The organism is Bacteroidota bacterium (genome assembly GCA_026391695.1).
GTDB lineage: Bacteria > Bacteroidota > Bacteroidia > Bacteroidales > JAGONC01 > JAPLDP01.
Map to the genome: position 1 here is coordinate 41,155 of JAPLDP010000085.1, position 24,743 is coordinate 65,897.

Below are 24,743 nucleotides of genomic sequence, written 5' to 3' on the forward strand. Positions count from 1 at the left end.
CTGTTTATCTTGGTCCGCGGCCTTTAGGTCTTCCACCTTTGGCTCTCACTCCCGGTGTGGGCTTTGCTTTGACCACCGAGCCGGAAGGTGAGAGTTCGCGTTTTTCGTATACCTCACCTTTGCATATCCACACTTTGATACCGATTCTTCCATAGGTTGTATGGGCTTCAGCTGTAGCATAATCAATATCGGCCCTGAGCGTATGTAGTGGGATGCGGCCTTCCTTATACTGTTCACTCCGTGCCATTTCAGCACCACCAAGACGTCCGGATATCATGATCTTGATACCTTCGGCGCCGATCCGCATGGAGGAGGCTATCGCAGTTTTTATCGCACGGCGGTAGGATATCCTGCCCTCAATCTGTTTGGCAACAGTATTGCCGACGATGATGGCATCCAGTTCAGGCCTTTTGATTTCCGATATGTTGATCTGCACTTCCTTATTCGTGAGCTTCTTAAGCTCTTCCTTAAGCTTATCGACTTCCTGGCCGGCCTTGCCGATGATGATACCGGGACGTGCCGTGTTAATGGTCACAGTCACCAGCTTCAACGTACGTTCTATGATCGTCCTGGAGATACCGGCTTTGGAAAGACGTGCATTCAGATATCTCCGTATTTTTTCGTCTTCTACAAGTTTACTTGCAAAACTTTTCCCTCCAAACCAGTTGGAATCCCATCCACGGATGATCCCTAATCTGTTGCCTATTGGATTCGTCTTTTGTCCCATTAAGTTTCTTTTTTGTGATGATTGTTATTTGGGGTGATTTATACGTTAGCTGTTTCTAATACTTTTTTCTTTTCTTTTACAGGCTTATCAACCACTTCTTTCATGCTGTCGAGCAGCAGGGTAATGTGATTGGAACGTTTCCTGATGCGGTAGGCGCGTCCCTGTGGTGCAGGCCTGACACGTTTCAATTGCCTGCCGCTGTCCACATATACCTCCTTCACATAGAGATGGCTCTCTTCTATACGGGCACCTTCATTCTTGGCCTGCCAGTTGGCAATAGCGGATAGCAACAGCTTATGCAGGTCTTTTGATGGTTCCTTGTGGGTATTCTTTAATATATGCAGGGCAGATTCCACATCCACACCGCGGATGAGATCAGCAACCAACCGCATTTTACGAGGTGATGACGGACAGTTGCGAAGCTGCGCTGCAAATACCTTTTTACTTGCTTCCTTTATCTGCTCTGATCTGATTCGTTTTCTGGCTCCCATAGCTTTATAATTTCAATTATTTCTTACCTTTTACTTCCTGCATGACCTCTGAAGATGCGTGTCGGGGCAAATTCACCCAGCCGGTGCCCAACCATATTCTCGGTGACATACACCGGAATAAACTTGTTACCGTTATGCACAGCAATGGTCAATCCGACAAACTCCGGTGAAATCACCGAACCTCTTGACCATGTCTTAATGACTGATTTCTTCCTGGTCTGAACGGCATCTGATACCTTTTTCTCCAGTTTGTAGTGAATAAATGGTCCTTTTTTCAGTGAACGGCTCATGATATAATGATTTAACTGTTCTTTACTTTTTTCTCTTTTCTATGATATATTTATTGGAGTCCTTTTTTGCCTTCCGTGTGCGGTAACCTTTGGCCGGTATACCCTTTCTGGAACGGGGGTGACCGCCGGATGCACGGCCTTCGCCGCCACCCATAGGATGGTCAACAGGATTCATGGCGACGCCTCTTGTTCGCGGGCGGCGACCCATCCAACGGCTACGGCCGGCCTTGCCCGATACCTCCAGGTTATGGTCAGGATTGGAAACCATGCCAATGGTCGCCCTGCATGTCTGAAGAATCATACGTGTCTCGCCTGATGGCATCTTCAGAATGGCATATTTGTTATCCCGTGACATAAGCTGTGCATACGACCCGGCACTGCGTGCCATCTTTGCACCCTCTCCCGGCCTCAGCTCCACATTGTGTATGATGGTGCCAAAAGGTATCTCGCTGAGGTACATCGTGTTTCCGATTTCCGGGGCAACACCTTTTCCCGAGCTGACCTGCTGGCCAACCTTGATACCATAAGGCGCTATGATGTATCTCTTCTCGCCGTCAGCATAATATAACAGGGCCACCCGCGATGATCTGTTTGGATCATACTCGATGGACTTCACCAATGCAGGTATGCCCTCCTTTTCACGCTTAAAATCTATAAGCCTGTACTGACGTTTATGACCTCCGCCATGGTAACGGATAGTCATCTTACCTTCATTATTTCTGCCGCCGGTCTTGTGTATCGGCACCAATAATCTTTTTTCAGGCGTGCTGGCTGTCAGGTCATCAAACGCACTGATGAGTTTAAAGCGCTGACCGGGCGTTGTCGGTTTGAATTTTTTTAAAGCCATTTATTTAAATATTGCTGTAAAAATCAATAGTTTCACCTTCTGCTAATGTGACAATAGCCTTTTTGTATGCATTCGTTCTACCTTGAAGAATGCCTGACTTTGTATACCGGGATTTGATCTTGCCCGAATAATTCATCGTATTCACAGAGAGCACGTCAACGCCATAGATATCCTTTATAGCCTTCTTGATCTGAAGCTTATTAGCCCTCCTGTCGACGATGAATCCAAACTGGTTGAGCGCTTCTCCCTTGGCTGTCATCTTTTCCGTTATGATCGGTTCTAGTATGATACCCATTGTACTTTTATTTAAATGTTCTTTTTGAGCCTTCCGGTATTATTCTGCCAAAACTTTTTCAATATCCTTCAGGGATCCTTCCACAATGAACAACCTGTTGTGTTTGAGGATGTCGTATGTGTTTATATCGGTCGCATTCATGATTTTCACCTGTTGCAGGTTCCTGGATGAAAGAAGGATATTCCGGTCGGAGGCAGGTACGACAAATAATGCTTTCTTGTTCCCCGTTTCAAAATTCTTTAGTATCTCTATAAAGTTTTTGGTCCGTGGTTTTTCGAACTTCAGATCGTCGAGGATGATAATCTCATTATCTTTTGCCTTGTAACTTAATGCAGAGACACGTGCCAGGCGTTTGACCTTTTTATTCACCTTAAAATCATAATCTCTCGGATGGGGACCGAATATCCTTCCGCCGCCCCTGAATAAGGGCGACTTGATACTTCCGGACCGTGCCGTACCGGTGCCTTTCTGCCGTTTAAGCTTCTTTGTGCTTCCCGACACCGCACTTTTCTCCAATGTGTCATGTGTACCCTGCCGTTGATTGTCCATATATTGCTTCGTGTCGAGGTATATGGCATGGTCATTTGGTTCTGCACCAAATATGGCACTGTCCAGGGTAATGCTCCTGGATGTCTTGGTACCGTCCATTTGAAATACTGCTAACTCCATCTTTCTAATATTAAATATGAACCATTTGGCCCAGGGACTGATCCTTTGACTATGACTATATTCTTATCAGGGATAAGTTTCATGATCTGAAGATTGATCATTTTAATCCTGCTGTTTCCAACCTGACCAGCCATACGCGTTCCCTTGAATACGCGCGAAGGATATGATGATGCGCCGACAGATCCGGGTGCTCTCAGCCTGTTACTCTGGCCATGGCTGGCTTCGCCGACACCTTTAAAACCATACCGTTTCACAACACCCTGAAAACCCTTGCCTTTTGTATATCCTACCACATCGATAAACTCGCCTTCAATGAAAACGTCTACCGTAATAACATCGCCGAAAGTCTTCTGGTGTCCAGCTTCAAACCTAGTGAATTCACGGAGGATCTTCTTGGGAGTGGTTTTGGCTTTTATATAATGACCTTTCATGGCCTTGGTGGTCTTATTCTCCTTTTGGTCATCAAAAGCGAGTTGAATGGCCTCATAACCATCTGTATCCTTGGTCCTGACCTGTGTTACGATACATGGCCCGGCCTGAATGACCGTACAGGGAATATTCTTTCCGTTGTCATCGTAAATGCTGGTCATTCCGACCTTTTTTCCTATAAGTCCTGACATGATATGCTGTTTTTAAGACTTTTATTTACTCTCGTTCTCTACACTTTTATTTCCACTTCAACACCGCTGGGCAATTCAAGTTTCATCAACGCATCAATGGTCTTGGATGTGGTGCTGTAAATATCCAGAAGCCGCTTATAGGAACAGAGCTGAAACTGTTCCCTAGACTTCTTGTTTACAAATGTTGACCTGTTCACTGTAAAAATCTTCTTGTCCGTCGGCAATGGTATCGGACCACTGACAATAGCACCCGTCGATTTCACGGTCTTGACAATTTTTTCTGCAGACTTGTCAACAAGGTTGTAATCGTAAGATTTTAATTTAATCCTAATCCTTTGGCTCACGGTTTTGAGATTTTGTTTATATCTTAAATCTATATGTGTTCTATTGTTCCTTCATTTAAATCAGGACATACCCTTTGATCTTGTAAATGATCTCCTCTGTTATGTCCTGAGGTACTATTTCATAATGTGAAAACTCAAGTGTTGATGTGGCTCTCCCTGATGTGATGGTCCGCAATGCGGTGACATATCCGAACATTTCTGCCAGGGGAACCCTTGCTTTTAAAACCACTGCGCCAACCCTTGTGCTGATATCTTCGGTGTGGCCTCTGCGTCTGTTCAGGTCACCGGTAATGTCACCCAGATATTCATCAGGGGTGACGACTTCCATTTTCATGACAGGCTCGAGCAGAACAGTCTTGGCTTTTTTGGATGCTTCCCTGAAAGCTTTGTTGGCAGCGATTTCAAATGATAAAACATCAGAATCTACCGGGTGGTATGAACCATCCAGCAGCCTGACTTTCAGGTTATAGACAGGGAATCCAAGCAGTATGCCGTTATTCATGGCTGTCTTGAAACCTTTTTCAACAGCAGGGATGAACTCCCTGGGAATAGCGCCGCTTTTCACTTCATTGATGAACTGCAAACCTTTCAATCCTGTGTCTGCCGGACCGACTTCAACAAGTATATCGGCAAATTTGCCACGTCCGCCCGACTGTTTTTTATAGACCTCATGGTGTTCTACTGCATTGACCAAGGCTTCCTTGTATGCAACCTGAGGCTGACCTTTATTACATGCGATATTGAATTCCCTTTGTAAACGGTCAAGCAGCACTTCTAAATGAAGCTCTCCCATGCCGCTGATGATGGTCTGGCCCGTCTCTTCATCCACTTTGACCGAGAAGGTTGGATCTTCTTCAGCCAGCTTATGCAGCGATATATCCAGTTTATCGACGTCATCCTGTGTTTTTGGCTCCACAGCTATCCTGATGACAGGTTCCGGGAACTTAATGGATTCGAGTGCCACCGGATACCGCGGATCGCAAAGCGTGTCACCGGTGCGTATTTGTTTCAATCCAACAGCGACGGCAATATCCCCGGCTTCCACATGCTGTACAGGATTTTGCTTGTTGGCATGCATCAGCAACAGACGGGATATTCGCTCTTTATGACCTGTTGTCGTGTTCAGAACAGTTTCACCGGCATCAAGGTGGCCGGAATAGATCCTGAAAAATGTGATACGTCCCACATAGGGATCTGCGGCTATTTTAAAAGCCAATGCAGTGAAGGGTTCATTTACATCAGCATATCTGGTTTCTTCTTTTCTCGTTACCGGATTAACACCTTTAACAGGCGGGATATCGGTAGGACAAGGCAGGTAACGTACAATGGCATCAAGTAGGTTCTGTATGCCTTTATTTTTGAAGGCTGCCCCGCACAATACGGGGGTCATGCGCAGTTCAATAGTAGCTTTGCGGATCGCTGTATGAATATCCTGCACAGTGATGGAGTCGGGATCATCAATATATTTGGCAAAGAACTCTTCATCTTCTTCTGCAAGGCCTTCGATCATGAGATTTCTATACTCTTCCACTTCAGCTTTCATCACTTCGGGAACAGGGCTTTCGAAAAATTGCATGCCGAGAGAGTCATCATCCCATTTGTAAGTTTTTCTGTTGATAAGGTCAATCACCCCTGAAAAGGCATCTTCGGCACCGAGAGGAAGCTGAATGGGCAACGGCCTGGCGCCGAGTTTTCTTTTGATCTGTTCGATGACGCTGTAAAAATCCGCTCCTGCCCTGTCCATCTTATTGACAAAGCTGAGACGCGGAACACCATATTTATCAGCCTGTTTCCAAACCGTTTCCGACTGTGGTTCCACGCCGCCGACGCCGCAGAAAATAGCTATAGCGCCGTCAAGGACACGCAGGGAACGTTCCACTTCGACCGTAAAATCCACATGTCCCGGCGTATCAATAATGTTTATTTTGTGGCTTACCCCTTCCAAATCCCAGAAAACAGTAGTAGCTGTAGAGGCGATGGTGATGCCACGTTCCTGTTCCTGTACCATCCAGTCCATGGTGGCTGTGCCATCATGCACCTCACCCATGCGGTAATTGATGCCGGTATAATACAATATGCGCTCAGTCGTGGTGGTCTTGCCAGCATCGATATGAGCCATTATGCCGATATTGCGCGTATGTTTGAGTTTTTCCGACATTACTGTATTATACCCGTCTGTTGTATCGTTAAAATCTGAAATGGGAGAAGGCTTTGTTTGCCTCCGCCATCCTGTGTGTATCTTCTTTTTTCTTAAAAGCTGCACCCTCTTCTTTATAGGCTGCCATAATTTCGCCTGCCAGTTTTTCCTGCATGGATTTCTCATGCCGTGCACGGGCATACTTGATCAGGTTTTTCATGCCTATTGACAACTTTCGTGAAGGCCTGATCTCCGAAGGTATCTGGAATGTGGCGCCACCTATTCTGCGGCTTCTCACCTCAACAGAAGGTGTGACATTGGCCAGCGCTTTCTTCCATACCTCAAGCCCGTCTTCCTTGGTACGCTCAGTGACCTGATCAATGGCGTCATAGAAAACCTGAAACGCCACGCTTTTCTTGCCTCTCAGCATAATATTGCCAACAAATTTGGTCACCAGAGGATCATTAAACTTCGGATCCGGTGACAATTCTCTCTTTTTTGGCTTTGATTTCCTCATCTCTGATGAATTATTTTTAAATTTCCTAATCTAAAACTATTATTTGATCATTGATCACTGATCAATGTCTACGCCTTTTTCTTCGGCCTCTTAGCCCCGTACTTGGAGCGGCGCTGTGCCCTGCCTTCGACACCTGACGTATCAAGAGCACCGCGGATGATGTGATACCTTACACCGGGAAGGTCTTTCACCCTGCCACCCCTGATCATGACGATGGAGTGCTCCTGCAGGTTATGGCCTTCGCCGGGGATGTAGGCTGTCACTTCTGTTTGATTGGTCAAACGCACCCTGGCCACCTTGCGCATGGCTGAATTGGGCTTCTTTGGCGTGGTGGTATAAACCCTGGTGCAAACACCCCTGCGCTGAGGACAGGAGTCCAGAGCCGGAGACTTGCTTTTATACGTCAGCTTATTCCTTCCCTTACGTACTAATTGTTGAATAGTTGGCATATCAACGGTTTTGATTATTATTCACTTCGTCGTCCTCAAAAAAAGGACTGCAAAAGTACACAATTATTTATATTCTGAAGTAAAAAATCAGGAAAGAAATGATTTTGGTAAGACTGACAGGCTGACCGGAGCATGTGAACTGATCCTGTTAGCAGAAACCTATAGCTGTCTTACTTTGTCAGGTTTCCTAAATTGTTTTACTTTGATAATCACCACCTCAGTTTTTAAAAACCGGGCAGCAATTTTAGCGGGTGCAAAAGTACAACATTTTTTTAAAAAAACAATTTTTGATAATATTTTTGCTAAAATTATCCGCACTTATGACTTGCCCTGCCATTAAGGACAGGAAGATAAGAGAGCGTGATCCTGGCATGAATCCAAGTCTGTTCATTTCGAAAAATCATAACTGATTAACTCGAAGACCGATCTTTAAAATCGATTATTATGTATCTTTGACTGTGATTATCTCAATCAGCAACTGTCCTCAGGACGTTGATCCAAATAGTAAAACAAATGAGGCCAAAACTCTTTTTAACGGCATTTTTTTTACTGATTATTAGCTGTGGTAAAGATAATGTTTCGGATAATTCTTCTCCAGATAATTTTATCCGCGGTGCTGACCTGTCATATCTTCCTGAAATAGAAACCTATTCGATTCGTTTTTATGATGCTGAAGGAAAATCTAAAGATGTTCTGACTATTCTGAAAGAAGCAGGCTGCAACACCATCCGGTTAAGGCTCTGGTATGCCCCACCAAGCAATCATTCCGGATTTGATGAAGTCCTGGCCTTCTCGGAGAGAATCAAAAACGCCGGATTGAAAGTCTATCTCACCGTTCATTACTCTGACACATGGGCAGATCCTGGGAAACAAACTATTCCTCTAACCTGGCAAAACTTAAATATCGACCAATTAAAGGATAGCATTTACGCTTATACATATCGGATTATGACAGCCATTCAACCGGATTTCATCTCTATCGGCAATGAAATAAACTCAGGACTCCTCTGGGATTTGGGCCAAATTGATCATCCAGCCAATTTCATTGCATTGCTGAAAGAAGGAACCCGTGCTGTCAGAGATGCCTCAGGTAAAACAAAAATCATCATCCACTTTGCCGGCATTGAGGGTTCAGATTGGTTCTTCAACCTGATCAGCACCAACACTGTTGACTTTGATATCATCGGCATTTCCTATTATCCCTTCTGGCACGGAAAAGATCTGGAGTCCATGAAAAATGCATTGACCAGCCTAAGCAATGTCAGCGGAAAAGAAATACTCATTGCCGAAACCGCTTACCCTTTTACATTGGGATGGAACGACTGGACGAATAATATCATCGGCACAGCTGATCAGTTAGTCTCCGGGTATCCTGCAACACCTCAGGGACAGGCCAGTTTTATGCTGGCCATGAAGGAAGCTATCCGGTCGGTAAACAAAGGTATTGGTTTCTGTTATTGGGGAGGTGAATGGATTGCTTTCAAAGGACCGCAGTCAACAAACGGATCAAACTGGGAAAATCTGACACTTTTTGATTTCGATAATAAAGCCCTTCCTGTAATGAGTGTATTTAAGAAAGAACCGTAATCTTATACAATGATCAATGATCAATTATCAACGATCAATTGAACAGAATTAGTTATTAATGATTTAGCCATGTCAAGAAAAGTATCGTTACCACACAGGAAACCAGCAGGTTATATTTACGTTTTACTGTTGACTCTATTTCAGATCATCTGGTATTCCGGTATAAACGCCCAGGAATATGCCATCGGAGCTGATCTTTCATTTCTGAAAGCCGCAGAAGACCAGGATTTTGAATTCAGGGAGAATGGCGCGGGAAAAGCCGGATTACAAATTTTCAGAGACCACGGCTATAACTGGATCAGGTTACGTCTTTTTCACACGCCCACCGAGCTTCCCAATGACCTGGAGTATACCATTGCCCTGGCAAAGGAAGCAAAGAACATGGGATACAAGTTCCTGCTTGATTATCATTATTCCGACACCTGGGCTGATCCGGGTAAACAGTATATTCCCAAATCCTGGGAGGGAAAAACACATGAGGAGCTAGTCGTTGCGGTATTTGAATATTCACGGGAGACAATGACTGCATTCAGGGATGCGGATGCTTCTCCCGATATGGTGCAGGTTGGCAATGAAGTTATCAACGGCATGCTATGGCCTGATGGACGAATACCGGATAACTGGGATCACTTCGCCCAACTTCTACAGGCCGGTATTAACGGTGTGATCGCCGGCTGTGGCAATCTTCCCCGGCCCCAGATTATGATCCACATCGACCAGGGTGGAAATAAAGAACGAACAAAATATTTTTTCGATAAAATAATTGACTATAACATCAGTTTCGATGTCATCGGACAGTCTTATTATCCCTGGTGGCATGGTAGTCTGCTGAACTTACGTGAAAATATGAATTTCATGGCACGCGAGTATAAAAAGCCCATTATTCTGGTTGAAGTTGCCTATTGCTCCAATCCTACCGAGTACGTCAATAAACCTGCACCATTTCCGGAAACACCAGAAGGACAAAAGGAATTTCTTGCAGAGGTGAACCGCATTGTTTTGAGCACTCCCGACAATCTGGGTGCAGGGATTTTCTGGTGGGAACCTGCTACCATTTTTGACACTTCAAACCGGGATTTTTTTGATGATAAAGGCAATGTATTGCCGGTGATTGACGTCTTTGATAAGTATACAAGGCATTAAATCATATCGTGTACTTGTTGACATTTTCACCCAAATATACAATTTAGCTTCAATTAATGAGAACCAAATTCCGCCTGCTGAATATTTTAATCCTATTAATCGGTTTTGCTTTTACCGGTTGTCAGGAGAAACTTAAAAATACCTCCTGGTCAACTCAAAAATTCAACGGTAATTGGGAATTTATTCTTTCGGCCGACAGCACATCTATCTTTTCAACTGATATTGATGATCTTCAATGGCAAAGTGTTAAACTGCCGCATTCTCCTGTTATAGAACCACTGGTCGTGAACAATCAGTGGCAAGGGATATGCTGGTACCGTAAAGACTTTGTACTGCCTGACTACACCAAAGGAAAACTTCTTTTCCTGAAATTTGAAGGTGCCATGAATGTTGCAGATGTATGGATAAACGGAATTAAAAAAATTACACACCTGGGAGGATACCTGCCGTTTGCGGTTGATTTTACCAAAGAAGCCAATATTGGAGGACAGAATCATGTGATTGTAAGGTTGGACAACCGGGACAATCCTATAACCGGGCCTAAGCCACTTAAACAGCTTGATTTCAATATGTATGGCGGATTATACCGTGACGCTTTTCTCATTATTAAAAATCCCCTTTTTATAACAGATGCAGTTTATGCAAACAAGCCCGGCAGTGGAGGGATATTTATCAGCTATCCGGAAGTTTCGGAAAAAGAAGCCATTATTAAGGTAAAAACGCTTGTAATGAATGCCGACAGCAGAGATAAACGTTTCTATATACAGCATGAATTATGGAAAGGAAATGAGATGACCGTCATGGTTAAATCATCAGAGCAATTTCTAGAGACCGGTGATGACTGTGAAGTTGTTGTTGATATCAGTCTGAAATCACCTGAATTATGGTCACCGTCATCTCCCACTTTATATAAGCTGGTGACAGTGGTGATCAATGACCGGCATGTCATTGATACGGATACCACCCGGATTGGCATCAGGCATTTCGATATTGCCCCAAATTATTTTGCTATAAACGGTAAAGAGATCTTCCTGCGTGGGGTTAATCGTCACCAAGAATATCCATATGTAGGTTATGCCTTAAGTAATGAAGCTCAATACAGGGATGCCCGGAAAATCAAGGATGCCGGATTTGACTTTGTTCGTTTATCACATTACCCTCATTCACCAGCTTTCATGGATGCTTGTGATGAACTAGGCATTGTCGTTCTCGATGCTATCTTAGGATGGCAGTATTTCAGCGAGGATGATGCATTTCAATCACAGGTACTGCAATGTTGTCGTGATCTCATCCGAAGGGACAGGAATCATGCATGTGTAATGGCGTGGGAAGTTTCGCTAAATGAATCTGCCATGTCAAAAGAGTTTATTGATAAGGCTGTTGCCATTGCCCATCAGGAGTATCCTGGTGATCAATGTTTCACAGCCGGTTGGATAAATTACGGATATGACATTTTTCTTCAGGCACGGCAGCACCGTCTGCAATATTATGAAGAACCTGATAAACCATATATTGTATCAGAATATGGAGATTGGGAGTATTATGCCATGAATGCAGGATTCAATCAGGAGCGATGGCAGGATCTTTTACAGGAAGATCGTTCCAGCAGGCAGTTGCTTTCAAGCGGGGAAACGAGGTTATTGCAACAGGCCACAAATATTCAGGAGGCACAGAATGATAATTTCACCACTCCTGCCTTTGCCGATGGATACTGGGTGATGTATGATTATAACCGGGGTTTTGCCAATGACCTGGAAGCCTCTGGGATCATGTCGATAAACCGTCTGCCCAAGTTCGGTTATTACTTCTTTCAGAGCCAGCGCGATGCCCCTGAGGTTTTATCAACCTATACTTCTGGTCCGATGGCATTTATTGCAACTTACTGGAATGAGAAATCAGACCTTAATGTGCGCGTCTTCAGCAATTGCGAAGAAGTTGAACTGTCATTGAATGGTGAGGTAATAGCACGGCAAGGTCTGGATTCAAACCGGATGTCAACAAATCTGACACATCCACCTTTCACATTTAAAATAAAGGAGTTCAAATCCGGTACACTCACGGCCAACGGTTATATCCATGGAGACAACGTCGTAAGGCATTCGGTTTCAACGCCTGGTAATCCTGTTGCTGTCAGGCTGAGCTATGATGAGAGTGGGTGTCCACCAAAAGCAAACGTCAATGATATTCTTTTTATATATGCTCGTCTCGAGGATATGAATGGCACGGTTGTTCCGGTGAATGGCGTAAAGATCGATTTTGCGATTACTGGAGATGCAGAGCTTATAAATCCGGATAATACAGATAGTGAGGCAGGCATTGCAACGGCCCTGGTCAGGATCGGTGAGGCACACGGAGAAATTTCTATCCGGGCTGTCTGTAAAAATCTTTTACCTGGAAATTTAAAAATACCTGTTGTGAGGTAATAAAATAAAAAAGGCTGTCCGGGTGATTAAAATAATCTCTGCGACAGCCTCTTTTTATTAACCGATCGCCGCTTTATTGCTGTTCGACCGTGTACTGCATGGTCGTCAGATCAACAGTGATCTTGTATTGGCCTGCAACACTGGGAGCGGGGATGCCAGGTGGATCCGGTACGCCTTCCGTAGGTCGATATATGAGAAATCCCTTTTTGTTGGATCCGTCACCATTTGTCCCCCATTGCGGAGCCCACTGACCTGACACTTCCAGGAATTTCATAGTACCTGTCGCATTAAGTGTAGTTATAATACTGAACACATGAGGCTGATCTTCTGTCAGTTTCAGCCCTGCAGTGTTATCCCATCCGGCAAGAGTTGCATCACCAAGCAGGTACAATTCCCCGGATGTCAGGAAGGTTTCATAGGCAAGCTGCAGTGTGTCGGCCATAATGTAATATGGTCCAGCATCGACACCAACGGGGATGGCAGGCGGATCCGGCACACTTTCCGTCGGCCTGTATACCAATATTCCTCCTTCAGCAGTACCGGTCGCATCTGTTCCCCACTGCGGAGCCCACTGACCTAAAACCGAAATGAATTTGATATATTGTGCGCTACCGGGTGTGAGAGTTTCCACTCTTGCAAATTGACCTTGTCCGATATGCTCCATCGGAAGTGCCAGTATATTGCTCCATCCTATAGTTGTACCGCTGCCGAGCAGATAGATCGGCTTTATAAATATCTCATCACTGTATGGCGTAATGGTCAGAGTGATCACAGCAGATATAACATTTGAATAAGTAGTTATACTGTTGACAAAAGAGCGAACGCGGAAGGCGAGATCATAGGCAACGTCAGGATCAAGCTCTAAAACCAGAAGAATCTTATTCATCTGGGTAACTGTCATTTCATAAGCCGTACTGGTGGTGGAAGTGAGGGTATACGGACTGGAGAAATTGTTTTGTTCCAGGTCCATCTCCAGGATATACTTTGTAGTCTCAAGATCAGTCAGATTGTAATGTGTTTCAGACCATATGAACGTGGTAAGCACACTGTCGGCCTGATCTTTTAAAAGCACGAATGAGGATCCGCTAGTAGGGCTTGAAATTTCTGGTTTAACCGCCTGGCTTGGGTCCAGTTTCGGGTCTCTCAGCTCTTTCTCACAGGAAAAGAGTAAGCCTAATCCTATGAAAACTGTTACTATAAATGCTATCTTTTTCATTCCTATAATGTTTTAAAGAATTAATAACCTGGATTCTGTATAAGATTTGGATTTGCGTTGAGATCTGAGGACGGGATCGGGAAGAGATTGTACTTCACATCAGTAGCTAAGCCTCCACTCACATTTCCTTTCCAGGGCCAGAGATAATCGCCGCCGGTAAAGAGTCCATACCTGATCAGGTCAGTTCTCCTATGGCATTCCCAGTAAAGTTCACGTGCTCTTTCATCGAGGATGAATGGCAGGTCAATCTGGGTAACATCTCCTGAAGCATCACCATAAGCTCTTTCCCTGATTGCGTTGATATAACCGAGAGCAGTTCCTATATCTCCGCCTGTACCACCTCTCAGGACTGCTTCCGCATACATCAGGTAGACATCTGCTAATCTGAACATCGGAAAGTCAGTATCCGTATGAACGAGATTAGAGCCCGGAGCACCACCCCTGGTCACATTTTTAAATTTGGTAGTCGGATATCCATTTGTAAAGTTGGAGATATCGGTGATTTCCAGACTTTGCCCATCAGTATAAAACGTGGCACGGCTATCTGTATTGCCGGTAATATCATCAAACTTATTTACGAAAGCGCTGGTAGCTCTGATACCTCCCCATCCTCCGTCGATGCCGAATGCACTGGGATTCATGTTACCGCCAACCTCGGAATGAATAATAAAGGTGGTTCCTCCCCATGTCCTCGTATTATTACCATCGAATGTAACCGGGAAGATGACCTCGTCGAGGTTGGCATTATCAGCCAGGAAGAGATTCTGATAAACCGGTTCAAGAGAATATCCTGCATCGATGATCTTATTACAATAAGTGAGACACTCGGTATATTTAGGTTCTCCGATATAGACCTCGGCATTCAAATACAGTTTTGCCAGAAGCATCCAGGCAGCTGCTTTGTCAGCCCGGGCATATTCGTTCTGCCTGGCATCGATAAGGAGGTTTTCAATATCCAGTAATTCGCTTTCAATATATTTATAAAGGTCAGGTCTTAAAATCCGTTGCGGGAAGAATACTCCAACCTGATCATTGTCGGTGACGAACGGTACATTGCCAAACAGATCCAGGGCATGCCAGTAACTCAGAGCCCTCAGAAAGCGTGCCTCTGCACGATAATATTGGATATCTGTTCTCAGCTGACCACTCACACCACGCTCATCAAGCTTGCTGTCGGCAGTTTGACGTATATATTCATTGCATAGAGATATTTGGACGAAGATACGGGAATACATAGCCGCGATAAAGACATCACTTGCTCCCCAGGTCTGCCAGTGCAGATCTTTGATGGTCTGGTCATTCCATCCGATGACCGCCTCATCGGTCGTCAGTTCCTGATGATACCAGTAACCTCTGAGATATTGTCCGAATCCTTCATCTATGCCGCTGATATCAGAGTTGCCATGCGGGCCTGTCTGTCCGGATACGGCTAATCCGGCATATAATTTTGCCAGGACCTGCCTGTATGAGGAAGGATTATCATAAACTTTTGCAGCCGTTACTTCATCTTTATCCAATGGTATCGTATCCAGATCTTTAATGCAGGAAGAAAATGCCAGGACAAGTGCTGCAGTAATCAGAGTGATATTCAATAACTTTTTCATAATTATTCTGAATTTGAAGGTTAATTAAAACATGAGATTCACACCGAACACAAATACACGTGGTCGTGGGTATATCCTGTTATCAATACCATTACTGATTTCAGGATCGATACCTGAATACCTGGTAATCACAAAAGCATTGTTAACAGTTGCTGAAAGCAGTAGTTTTACCTTGCCATTAATAAGTTTGTTGAACAAATAACTCAGCGTGATATTATCCATTCTGAAAAATGAGCCATCCTGTATGAAATAATTTGACAGGTAACGAGGTGATACAAAGTTAATCATCTTGACATCCGACGTCACATTGCCAATGTAAGGACCTTCGGGGCGATAAAGTCTTTCCCAGACTGCATTTTCGGAAATCACGTTGTTATAAATATAATTGCCGATGTTGGCACGTCCTGAAAAGGAAAAACTCCAGCTTTTATACTGCAAATTTGAAGATATACCAAAGTAATAATCCGGAGCTGGATCCTTAAAACGGTAACGGTCGTTATCGGTTATCTGTCCATCTCCATTTCTGTCAACATACATGCCTTCTATCGGATTACCGTGTGCATCGTATACTTGCTCAAAAACAAAATATGAGTTAGCCGCATATCCTACACTATTGACCTGGCATGTATTTCCAACACCTCCTGAAATACCCCCGGTCAGTACTCCTATGTAATTGGGATCATCGGTAACTGTCAGTTTTGTGATTTTATTAGCGTTGTAAGTGGCATTCAAATTAACTTCCCAGAAAAAATTCTCCCTTGAGACAGGTTTTGTATTAATTGAAAACTCAACACCTCTATTTTCCATGTCTCCGACATTGGTCAGGAGATAGTTAGTGAGGTTTGCTCCGGCGGGAATCGGTATAAAATTGATAAGGTCCTTAGTCTGTTTGAAATAAAAATCCAGTGAGCCATAAAATCTGTCATTGGAAAAGCCATAATCCAGACCAAGATTCCAAGTGGTAGTTTCTTCCCACTTTATTTTTTTATCGAATCCATTAGGACGTAAGGTTACGAGAAATTGATTCCCAAACTGATACATCGCATTTTGTTCACTGTAAGTATAACGGGCCAGATAGGGATAATCACCCTGTCCGATGTCCTGCTGCCCGGTAATACCATATCCTGCTCTCAGCTTGAGTTGCGATAAAACAGTAACATTTTTCATCCACGGTTCTTCATTGATTTTCCATCCTATGGCAACAGCAGGAAACAAACCCCAGCGTGTATCGGGTGAGAACCTTGAAGTACCATCGTCACGTAATGTGAAGGTTATTAGATAGCGGCTCATTAATGAATAATTGACACGTCCGAAGAATGATACAAGGTAACTTTCTGTTGCATAATCAGAGCTGTCATTAACTACTGTTTTAATAATATTGGTCGAGTAATTTGAGCCTTTTCTCCAGAAATGTTGCCAGGAGTAACCTGCCATAATATCAAAGGTGCTTTTTAAATCACTGACGTTTTTAACATAATTCAAGTAAAAGTCGAGGAGTTCATTTTTCTTCTCCTGCTTATATACAGTGGATAAGCCACCTCCATAAACTGCATTGAATACCCAGGGGGCATAGTCAGGAACATACACGGTTCCATCGCTTTTGGAATAATCATACCCCATATTCAGATTTGCACGCAGATCCGGGAGAAAGTGCAGTTTATAGTCGAGTTGAATATTGCCGATGATTCTTTTCACATCGGATTTATCATCTCGCAGGTTCAACAAAGCGACCGGATTGCTGGAGCCTTGTGATACAGGTGCGCCATTTGGCTGTGTCCATGCATAATATCCGCCATAATCTGTTGTGAGTGAATCCGGATTATTATTCACATCCGTGTAATGAACAGTATACACGGAATCAGACTTTACCGGTTTAGTGGGATCATATTGCACCGCAGCACCGATAGCACCCTGATCGGCAAATTTATTTTTAATAAACATGCCTTTCACGTTGAAATTAATCTTCAAATGATCATCAAACAGCGACGGATTCAATGTAGCCGACAGGGTTGTACGTTTCATATTATCCGTTTTCAGAATGCCATTCTCATCAGAGTAACCCAGGGAAACCATATAGGGCAGGATTTTATATGCACCGGTTGCGCTCAGATAATGATCCATTCCCAGGGCCGTCTGATAAATTTCATTCTGCCAGTCTGTACTAGCCTTCCCCAGCAGTGCTAATACGTTCTCATTACTGGCATAACGGTTATTGATGATCGTACGGTACTCATCAGCTTTAAGTACATCAATCTTCTTGGGGATCGTATACACAGAAAAAGTCCCATTATAACTAAGATTAATAGATTTACTGTCTTTGCCACCCTTTCCAACTGCTCCCTTTTTTGTGGTAATCATGATAACCCCATTGGATCCCCTTGAACCGAAGATAGCCGTTGCAGAGGCATCCTTCAGGACTGTAACTGATTCAATGTCACTGGGATTAATGAAACTTAAGGTATTTCTGGAGCCTGAAATACTTTCATTGTCCATGGGTACTCCATCGATCACTATTAAAGGATCATTGCTTGCTGATATGGAGGAGCCTCCCCTGATGCGTATAGTAGTTCCACCACCAGGTGCGCCACCGGTTGACGTAATCTGGACACCGGGTATTTTACCAATGAGGAGCTGGGAAGGCGACGCAATTGAACCTTTATTGAAGTCCTTTAATTGAACAGCTGAAACCGAACCTGTTGCATCATCCTTTTTCTGTATCCCATAACCAATCACAACCGTCTCACTCAGAAAGGTCGATTTAAACTTAAGAGCAACATTTACAACGGAATTAGGTTGAACCAGGATTTCCTGGGTCTCATATCCGATAAATGAGAACACAAGCGTTGTATTGGGATTTACACGAATCTTGTAATACCCGTCAATATCGGTAACTGTACCCATCGTGGTACTCTTGATCAATATGGTGACTCCCGGAAGAGTTTGTCCATCTGAAGCATCGGTAACCCGCCCGGTAACATCACCTCCCTGAGCAAAACCTGTCGTATAGCACAAAATGAATAGCGACAGGAACAGGAGTAATTTAATAGTAAGATGTTTTCCCATAGTGCTGTTGTGATTTAGTGAATATTTAATTTGAAACAGATATTGAATATATCTGTCATTTGTTTAGATAGATCAGTACAAATATAGTATAAAAAAATACAAATAATCATATATAGGGCATTTTCAAAATAAAACTTATCCGTGCTCGCCGTATAAAATCCTGTACTCACCGATTTTGTGTTTCATACTTGTACCGGCAGGTCTAATTTTGCACCGTTAATGAATTTCATGTTTAACCTTTAAATCATAAAAAAATGGAAACACAGAATCACAATGAACCCTGCTGCAGAAGAAGAGGATTCGGCTCAAGTACACTGATATTCGGAATTGTCGTCATCTTGGCAGGCCTCGTCATGTTGCTCAGCAACACCGGCCTATTACCCCACAACTGGCATCATAATATTTTTTCGTGGGGCATGCTCATCGTCGTCATTGGTTTGGTAAACATCATCGGCCGGAAATGGTGGTGGGGATTACTACTGGTCATCGCCGGAATATTCCTGATGCCCGACGTCTTTCATAATGTATTCAGCGAGGATGTCAATTTCTGGCATGTCTTCTGGCCTGCAGTGATTATCTTATTCGGACTTGGGATGATCTTTGGCACAGGACATATGTTCAGGCACAGACGTATCGACACTATCTCTTCAGGTGACGATTATATCGATGAAGTGGCTGTCTTCGGTGGCGGCGATAGGGTCGTCCATTCCGAGGCATTTAAAGGAGGGCGTATGGTAGCTGTATTTGGCGGATCTAAAATCGATCTTACCAACACAAAAATGGCTCCCGGCGTCAATGAGCTGGAAATGATCGTGGTCTTCGGCGGCAGCGAATTAGTCATCCCTGCCGACTGGAACATTAAAATAGAAGTATTTAGTATTTTTGGAGGATATTCCGACAAACGTGGCCCCACCCAGGTCGATTACAGCAAAACACTGATCATCAAAGGCGTGACCATTTTTGGCGGCGGCGAAATAAAACGTAAATAATGCTTGACGGTATCCGGAAAAATATCTTCAGCCTCTCAAAATCCCACTTGGCCATACCTTATGTCATGATGTGGATAGCTGTTTCAGCTATCCACTTTTTCATTATGTTCCGGGTCTATAAGCTCACTGCCCCACAAGCTCTTGGCGACAGCTTGGTATACAACGGCCTGTTTGCAATAATGGGTACCGGGTTGTGGTTCATGACCCGATATTCCGACATCAGGAAAAAAACGCTTGGCGAAATACTGATATTTCATATCACAGGTGTCACCGTCACATTATTAATATGGCTCGGTGCCGCCTATCTCCTGTTGAACCTGCTCTTTGAAAGCCAGCCTGCATACCGCCAGTTTCTGAAAGATTCGCTTGTCATCAGAATCATCAGTGGTGTGCTCTATTACGGACTGCTGGTTTCGATCGCCTACCTGATCATCAGCTTCCGCGAACTGAAAGAGAAAATGGAACATGAAGCCCAGCTTAAATCATCATTGCGCGACGCCGAGCTGAACTTGCTCAGGTCGCAGATACGTCCGCACTTTCTCTTCAACAGCCTGAACTCCATCAGTGCACTCACCATTTCCAACCCGGATAAAGCCCAGGACATGATCATCAAACTGTCGGAATATATGCGGTATTCCCTCAACCAGTCGGAAGAAATCCTCAGCGACCTGAAAAAAGAGCTGTACCATACCGGTTTATATCTCGATATTGAAAAGGTCAGATTCGGTGACAGGCTTATTATAACTGAAGAGATCAACGAGGAATGCCATATCTGCACATTGCCGGCCATGATCCTGCAACCTCTCATCGAAAATGCCATTAAACATGGTGTATATGGCTCAACTGGGCAGGTGAAAATACATATTAAAGCTTATCTGCAGGGTGGCTTCCTGAGGATCAGCATATCCAATAACTTTGATCCGGTTGGCATCATTCGTAAAGGGACAGGCACCGGACTGAAAAACGTTGAAAACCGGCTGCTCACTTTTTATGACAGGCATGACCTGCTTAAGGTCAGCAAACAGGAGCAATATTTTGAAGTGTTTTTAAATATTCCGCAAAATGGATAGAAAAATCAAAGTGCTCATTGTAGATGATGAAATCCTGGCCAGGGAGCTGATAAAGAATTATCTGTCGGGAGTGCCGGGTATAGAGCTTGCCGGTGAGTGTGAAAATGGCTTTGATGCCCTGAAAGCAGTGCAGGACATTAAGCCCGACCTGGTGTTCCTCGACATACAGATGCCGAAGGTAGATGGTTTTGAGCTCCTCGAAGTCCTCGACCATAAGCCTGAGATCATCTTCACCACAGCTTATGATCAGTATGCCATTAAAGCCTTTGAACATAATGCTGTTGACTACCTGCTGAAACCCTTTTCAAAAGCCCGGCTTGAACAGGCTCTTGACAAAGCCAGAAAGAGGATAGCTCACAAGCCTGCATCGCCGGCAACAGCCATAGGACAGCTGCAGCAACACCTGGACGAAGCCGATAAGATCATCGACCGTGTTGTGACACGGATGGGATCAAAAATCATCATTATCCCTGTTGGCACCATCCATTATATTGAAGCACAGGATGATTATGTGATGGTTTATTCGGATGCCGGCCGTCATCTGAAAGAAAAGACCATGAAATACTTTGAACGCCACCTGCCTTCCAACTTCATCCGCATACATAGAAGTTATATTGTAAATGTGGATCAGATAGCCTCCATTGAACTTTATGAAAAGGACACCCACCTGGTATCTTTAAAGGACGGTGCGAAACTGCGCACAAGCCAGGAGGGATATAAAAAATTACGGGATTTATTGTGATTTTTGGAGGCTGATAATCCACCGTATCTCATGCCATCTCGGTGGTTAATAGGCACTAATATAACCGCAAAGGGCGCAAAGGAGGCGCAAAGGGTGCAAATGCTGAAATACGAAAATAAATCTTTGCGTTATCTGCGATACCTTTGCGTCCTCTGCGGTTACAAAACCTTTCACACACCTGAAACTTTCAAAAGGGAAGAAAAAAATTAAATTGATTTTCTAATAATGGTATTTTACCCTTTTTATTAGTTTTATCCAAATAATAACTAAATTGGTTGAAATTTTCATGGTTATCATCTTCTATAGTTAATTATATCAACATGACCGACATACAATTAACTCCCAATCCCTTTCCCGGAATAAGAAGCTATGAGCCGCATGAAGATTACCTGTTTTTTGGGAGAGATCAGCAGACCAAGGACCTTGTATCCCGATTATCCTCCTCCCATTTTCTGGCGATAACAGGCGCGTCGGGTTGCGGTAAGTCATCCCTTATCAAGGCAGGCTTAATTCCGGCACTGGTTAAAAGGAAAGGTGTAAAAGATCCCAACAGCTGGGAAGTCTCTATTTTCAGACCCGGTGATGATCCGATAGGCAGCATGGCTAATGCATTGTATGAAACATGCCTGAGGACCGACCCTGCACAGAAGATGTTTCAGGATGCCTCTGATCTGGAAAAGGTGCTAAAGTCAGGGAAAAATGGTTTAATACAGGTACTTGGCATGCAGCCAGCCCTGTCTGAAAGAAACAACCTGATCATCATCGACCAGTTTGAAGAGTTGTTCCGTTTTAAGAGCAGCCTGACAAGCTTTCACAACGTCATTGAAGCTTCTCATTTCATTGATCTTTTCCTTATAGCCCTTGAACAGGATACAGTTCCTGCTTATGTAATTATATCAATGCGGTCGGACTTTATTGATGAATGCACCGAATACACTGGACTCACCGAAAAGATAAACCAGGGGCATTATCTTGTGCCAAGAATGACAAAAGCCGAGATCCGTTCTGCTATTGTCGATCCGGTGCGGGTTTGTGGAGCTGTTATAACGGATGACCTGGTCGACAGGTTACTGGAGGAAGCCGGCAGCGATCCTGATCAACTCCCAGTACTTCAGCATGCACTGATGCGAATGTGGGAATACTGGCAACAGAATCCCGGCATTCATAAGCTGATTGATGAACACCATTATGAAGCCATCGGCACCATGAGTGAAGCCCTGTCGGTGCATGCAGAGGAGGTATACAATGAATTGCCCGACCGGCGACACCAGGATATTGCCGAGAGACTGTTTAAAGCTCTAACAGATGTAGGAGAGGATAACAGGGGAACACGCAGGCCAACGCAGCTCGGTGAAATATGTTCCATCGCTGGTGCAAAGGTTGAGGAAGTCATCACGGTGATCAACCATTTCAGGCAGCCCGGAAGGACATTCCTGATGCCTCCTTACCAGGTACAGCTTAATGAAGATACTGTCATTGACATCACTCATGAGAGCATCATGAGGATATGGCACCGTCTGCATCAATGGGTGGAAGAAGAGACACGGTCAGCACAACTTTACATGCGCCTGTCGAAATCTGCCGAATTATACCAGGAAGGGAAAACCGGGTTATGGATTGATCCTGAATTGCATCTTGCCATTAACTGGATGGAAAATAACAATCCAAACCAGGCTTGGGCAAACCGCTATGATCCTGCTTTTGACAGGGCTATTGGCTTTCTGAAATACAGTAAAAAAGAGGCTGACCTTGAGGTGGCAAAAAAGGAAGAGCGTCAGCGCAGGGAGCTTATCAGGACCAGGAGATTTGCAATCATCCTTGGAGCTGCTTCCATCGTCTCCATTTTTTTTCTGATCATATCATTGAACCTGATGTTCAAGGCAGAAGCCAGTGAAAAAAAAGCTCTTGAGAAAGAAAAACTGGCACAGACTGAAAGCAGGATCGCTGCCGAGCAGCGACAGGAGTCGGTCATCCAGCGGAAAATATCAGAACAACAGCAGCAAATTGCAGAGCAGCAGAAAATAATAACGGAGAAGCAGAAGCAATATGCCATCCAGCAGCAAAACATAGCCATACAGGAGAGAAAGGAAGCTATTCATCAACGTCAGGTGGCAGAAACTGCAAAAAATGAGGCTGATGTTGCACGTGATGAGGCAGAAGAACAGAGGAAGGTAGCTGTGGAGCAAAAACAAATTGCCGATTCCGAAAGGATAAAGGCGGAGACCTCCGAACAGAATGCCAGGCGTTTGCGGCTCATCGCCGTTGCGAAAGCGATGGCTATTAAATCAGTTGAGCTGCAGTCATCCGGCAGGAATGACCTGACTGTGCTTCTGGCATTACAAGCCTATAAATGGAATAAAGAAAATGAAGGACTACCGAATGATCCCGACATTTTCAAAGCACTGGCCGATGTGGCTGGCATACCCGTCACACTTCGTGGTCATAAGGATGAAGTGCGTGCCATTGACATCGGAAATGACGGCCATACCCTTGCATCCTGCAGCATTGATGGTACCGTAAAAATCTGGGACATGGATAATCCCGATCAGCCACCTCGTGATATGTATACCAATAATATGGGACAAAATGGTTTCTGTTCTTTGGCTTTCAGTCACGATTATCACCTGCTGGCTTCAGGGAGTTATAATGGTGATATCCTGCTTTGGGATATGTTAAACCTGAACAGTGAACCCAGGCTTTTACAGGGCCATACCTCTTTCGTGACGCAATTGTGTTTTGATAAGTCAGATGGAACATTAGCTTCAGCCAGCGCCGATGGAAGTGTCAGATTGTGGAACATCAGCAAGGATCCTTTTACCTGCAGTTTCATCGAACAGTCAACTTGCCGGATCAACACGGTTTGTTTTACACCTGATGGTTTAAGTGTGGCCTGGGGAAATGAAAAAGGCGAGGTAAAAATGTGGAACCTGAGAAGCATGATGGCTGCACCGGTAGTGGTGCAATCCACTGGTAAATCTGTCTTCTCCCTTGCTTTTAGTCCAGATGGCAATGTGCTGGCTTCAGGTGATGAAGACGGTCTGATAAGGTTATGGTATGGTGAAAATCCCTTTCAGCAGGCTACTGAACTTATCGGGCATTTATCACGCGTCACTGCATTGTGTTTCAGCCCCGATGGGCAGACCCTTGCCAGCTGCAGCTATGATGGAACCATACGTCTGTGGATCTACAAAAATCCTGAAGAACAACCTATTATCATTGATGATCAGGACTTCTGGATCTCTGACATTGTGTTCACTCCCGACGGCAACCGGCTGGCTTCCAGTAGCCCGGATAAGACCATCCGTATCAGGTTGATTAACCCCGCCCTGCTCGCAGGGAAAATCTGCGGGATGGTTTCCAGAAACCTTTCGGCCGATGAATGGAACAAGTATATCGGTATTGATATTAATTATGTTAAAACATGTACAGACAAGCCTTAAAGGACATGAGAGAGTGACATAAATGCCTTAAACCACAAAGGTCTCAAGTTCCAGCAAAGGTGCACAAAGAAGATGCAGGA

At 44.3% G+C, this 24,743-nt stretch carries 22 protein-coding genes; 8 read left to right on the forward strand and 14 right to left on the reverse strand.

The annotated features are described in order from the left end of the window. Positions 1-4 precede the first annotated feature (4 nt). The 11 genes from rpsC to rpsL all read right to left on the reverse strand — a co-directional run bounded on the left by rpsC (position 5) and on the right by rpsL (position 7,386). The gene (rpsC, locus tag NT175_12975) at positions 5-727 is read right to left on the reverse strand and encodes a 30S ribosomal protein S3 (protein MCX6235608.1); all 723 of its coding nucleotides are present in this window, start codon (positions 725-727) and stop codon (positions 5-7) included. 38 nt (positions 728-765) lie between these two features. Beyond that, positions 766-1,218, reverse strand: a complete 453-nt coding sequence (rplV, locus tag NT175_12980; GenBank protein ID MCX6235609.1) for a 50S ribosomal protein L22 — start codon at positions 1,216-1,218, stop codon at positions 766-768. Positions 1,219-1,241: 23 nt separating this feature from the next. Then, positions 1,242-1,508: a 30S ribosomal protein S19 gene (gene rpsS, locus NT175_12985; protein MCX6235610.1), complete on the reverse strand. Its 267-nt coding sequence runs from the start codon at positions 1,506-1,508 to the stop codon at positions 1,242-1,244. A gap of 22 nt (positions 1,509-1,530) precedes the next feature. Continuing rightward, positions 1,531-2,355: a 50S ribosomal protein L2 gene (gene rplB / locus NT175_12990; protein ID MCX6235611.1), complete on the reverse strand. Its 825-nt coding sequence runs from the start codon at positions 2,353-2,355 to the stop codon at positions 1,531-1,533. 4 nt (positions 2,356-2,359) lie between these two features. Further along, positions 2,360-2,650, reverse strand: a complete 291-nt coding sequence (rplW, locus tag NT175_12995) for a 50S ribosomal protein L23 (GenBank protein ID MCX6235612.1) — start codon at positions 2,648-2,650, stop codon at positions 2,360-2,362. A gap of 39 nt (positions 2,651-2,689) precedes the next feature. Further along, positions 2,690-3,319 (reverse strand): 50S ribosomal protein L4, encoded by a 630-nt coding sequence (gene rplD, locus NT175_13000; protein ID MCX6235613.1) that lies wholly within the window; start codon positions 3,317-3,319, stop codon positions 2,690-2,692. Further along, positions 3,310-3,939, reverse strand: coding sequence for a 50S ribosomal protein L3 (rplC, locus tag NT175_13005; GenBank protein MCX6235614.1), 630 nt, complete (start codon positions 3,937-3,939; stop codon positions 3,310-3,312). Before rplC ends, rplD begins: the two co-directional genes overlap by 10 nt. Before the next feature lie 38 nt (positions 3,940-3,977). Next, complete coding sequence (gene rpsJ, locus NT175_13010; protein MCX6235615.1) at positions 3,978-4,283, reverse strand: 30S ribosomal protein S10; 306 nt, start codon at positions 4,281-4,283, stop codon at positions 3,978-3,980. A gap of 55 nt (positions 4,284-4,338) precedes the next feature. After that, a complete protein-coding gene (gene fusA / locus NT175_13015; protein ID MCX6235616.1) occupies positions 4,339-6,441 on the reverse strand; it encodes an elongation factor G in 2,103 nt (700 codons plus the stop codon). A 28-nt stretch (positions 6,442-6,469) separates the two neighbouring features. After that, a complete protein-coding gene (gene rpsG, locus NT175_13020; GenBank protein ID MCX6235617.1) occupies positions 6,470-6,937 on the reverse strand; it encodes a 30S ribosomal protein S7 in 468 nt (155 codons plus the stop codon). A gap of 68 nt (positions 6,938-7,005) precedes the next feature. After that, the gene (rpsL, locus tag NT175_13025) at positions 7,006-7,386 is read right to left on the reverse strand and encodes a 30S ribosomal protein S12 (GenBank protein MCX6235618.1); all 381 of its coding nucleotides are present in this window, start codon (positions 7,384-7,386) and stop codon (positions 7,006-7,008) included. A gap of 10 nt (positions 7,387-7,396) precedes the next feature. Here rpsL and NT175_13030 point away from each other — a divergent pair, with 10 nt between their 5' ends. The 4 genes from NT175_13030 (at position 7,397) to NT175_13045 (ending at position 12,539) form a co-directional block, all read left to right on the forward strand. Next, complete coding sequence (locus NT175_13030) at positions 7,397-7,726, forward strand: hypothetical protein (protein ID MCX6235619.1); 330 nt, start codon at positions 7,397-7,399, stop codon at positions 7,724-7,726. 173 nt (positions 7,727-7,899) lie between these two features. Next, entirely contained in the window at positions 7,900-8,973 is a 1,074-nt protein-coding gene (locus NT175_13035) for a glycosyl hydrolase 53 family protein (protein ID MCX6235620.1), read from the forward strand. Between the two features lie 69 nt (positions 8,974-9,042). Then, a complete protein-coding gene (locus NT175_13040; protein ID MCX6235621.1) occupies positions 9,043-10,116 on the forward strand; it encodes a glycosyl hydrolase 53 family protein in 1,074 nt (357 codons plus the stop codon). Between the two features lie 56 nt (positions 10,117-10,172). Continuing rightward, the gene (locus NT175_13045; protein ID MCX6235622.1) at positions 10,173-12,539 is read left to right on the forward strand and encodes a DUF4982 domain-containing protein; all 2,367 of its coding nucleotides are present in this window, start codon (positions 10,173-10,175) and stop codon (positions 12,537-12,539) included. Between the two features lie 73 nt (positions 12,540-12,612). On the opposite strand, the gene NT175_13050 is transcribed toward NT175_13045, so the two are convergent. From NT175_13050 to NT175_13060, 3 genes are read right to left on the reverse strand one after another with little or no spacing between them, the layout of a single operon-like run. After that, positions 12,613-13,755, reverse strand: coding sequence for a SusE domain-containing protein (locus NT175_13050; protein MCX6235623.1), 1,143 nt, complete (start codon positions 13,753-13,755; stop codon positions 12,613-12,615). Between the two features lie 20 nt (positions 13,756-13,775). After that, complete coding sequence (locus tag NT175_13055) at positions 13,776-15,359, reverse strand: RagB/SusD family nutrient uptake outer membrane protein (protein MCX6235624.1); 1,584 nt, start codon at positions 15,357-15,359, stop codon at positions 13,776-13,778. Positions 15,360-15,383: 24 nt separating this feature from the next. Then, positions 15,384-18,422, reverse strand: coding sequence for a SusC/RagA family TonB-linked outer membrane protein (locus tag NT175_13060; GenBank protein ID MCX6235625.1), 3,039 nt, complete (start codon positions 18,420-18,422; stop codon positions 15,384-15,386). Between the two features lie 254 nt (positions 18,423-18,676). Between NT175_13060 and NT175_13065 the strand changes: the two genes are divergently transcribed. From NT175_13065 to NT175_13080, 4 genes are all read left to right on the forward strand, one after another. Continuing rightward, a complete protein-coding gene (locus NT175_13065; GenBank protein MCX6235626.1) occupies positions 18,677-19,411 on the forward strand; it encodes a DUF5668 domain-containing protein in 735 nt (244 codons plus the stop codon). Continuing rightward, positions 19,411-20,481 (forward strand): histidine kinase, encoded by a 1,071-nt coding sequence (locus tag NT175_13070; GenBank protein ID MCX6235627.1) that lies wholly within the window; start codon positions 19,411-19,413, stop codon positions 20,479-20,481. The genes NT175_13065 and NT175_13070 overlap by 1 nt, the downstream gene beginning before the upstream one ends. Continuing rightward, entirely contained in the window at positions 20,474-21,223 is a 750-nt protein-coding gene (locus NT175_13075) for a response regulator (protein MCX6235628.1), read from the forward strand. The genes NT175_13070 and NT175_13075 overlap by 8 nt, the downstream gene beginning before the upstream one ends. Before the next feature lie 320 nt (positions 21,224-21,543). Beyond that, on the forward strand, positions 21,544-24,663 hold the full coding sequence (locus NT175_13080) for a hypothetical protein (protein MCX6235629.1): 3,120 nt from the start codon (positions 21,544-21,546) through the stop codon (positions 24,661-24,663). The last annotated feature ends 80 nt before the right edge of the window (positions 24,664-24,743 follow it).